Origin of the sequence: Vibrio qingdaonensis, assembly GCF_026191675.1 — a bacterium.
Lineage (GTDB): Bacteria > Pseudomonadota > Gammaproteobacteria > Enterobacterales > Vibrionaceae > Vibrio > Vibrio qingdaonensis.
Map to the genome: position 1 here is coordinate 1 of NZ_JAKRRY010000120.1, position 1192 is coordinate 1192.

At 43.0% G+C, this 1192-nt stretch carries 1 protein-coding gene; it reads right to left on the reverse strand.

Translation table 11 applies throughout. The annotated features are described in order from the left end of the window. Positions 1–26: 26 nt before the first annotated feature. Positions 27–983, reverse strand: a complete 957-nt coding sequence (locus MD535_RS25575) for an IS110 family RNA-guided transposase (protein WP_265678097.1) — start codon at positions 981–983, stop codon at positions 27–29. Between the last annotated feature and the right edge of the window lie 209 nt (positions 984–1192).

The window sequence follows — 1192 nt, forward strand, 5'->3', positions numbered from 1 at the left end:
CTAACAAGAGACTATGGCGTCAATAGTTAATTTTTGGCGCTGCTCTCATCCCACATAACACCGTCTCTCAGCATAGAATTGAGGATCACAACCATCTTTCTCATACAGGCAACTATAGCTACTTTTTTAGGTTTACCGACGGCAAGTAATCGTTCATAAGTTGCTTTGAAAGTAGGGTTACATTGTATGGCGGACATCATTGCCATGTACATGACGGTCCGAACTTGAGCCCGTCCACCTTGTATTACTCGCTTGCCTTTGTAGCGGCCACTTTCCCTAACCACAGGGGCAACGCCGATAAGACTGGAGGCTTGTTTGTTGGTAATGTAGCCCAGCTCAGGGACGTTGCTAATGATAGATGCTGCCAATATTTTCCCCACACCAGGCATGCTTTGAAGTAGCTCGTTTTTAGCCTGATATTCGGGAGTAGTGTCGATAAGTTTTGCAATTTTAGCTTCGACCTTTTCTATTTGATTTTTGAGCGCAGTTAAAATGGGAGTAATGGTCGAGGCGATGTTTTTAGGTAATATCTGAAGTCGGTTTCTTTCCATGGTCTGCATAGAGAGTAATTGATTGCGCCTGATAACTAAGTCACTCATTAGTCGTATGTTTTCGCTCTTTAGCTTAGTCAGTTCTGGTTGAACTTTTTCAGCATAATGAGCGATAAGAGCGGCATCTAAACGGTCATTCTTAGCTCTTTGTCCGATAGCGCCAGCGAACCTTTTTATACGTAAAGGGTTAGCAATGACATAAGGAAGTTTGGCTTTGTCACAAGCTAGGATGAAGGGCATTTCCAATCGGCCCGTTGCTTCGATGACGACGCGCTGAGGTTGATGTTTAGAGATGGTTTTGACGGCTCCTTTGACGCCTTTTTCTGTATTGGGTACAGAGAAGTAGATGTCGAGAGGACGAATATAAATATCTAATTGTGACTTACCGGTATCAACGCCGACATTAATGTTTTGAAGTGTGTTTGTATTCATAATAAGCTAACTCTTGCTTGCAAATGCGGGCTCGAGACCCAGAAGACTATTCGAGTGTGATGCTTGGAGTTCTATTTGGTGTTCATACTTGTTATCGGTCTCTCGATAGAGGAGCCATTACTCAATCGAACTACCAAATAGAAGAACTTTAGTTGCAGCTAAAGTCTGGGTCTCACCTTACCCGATTGGAATGCTTATTATCCATACAA

Coding starts and splice junctions, on each gene's coding strand:
- MD535_RS25575 (WP_265678097.1), bottom strand. CDS start 983: ATGAATACAAACACACTTCAAAACATTAATGTCGGCGTTGATACCGGT.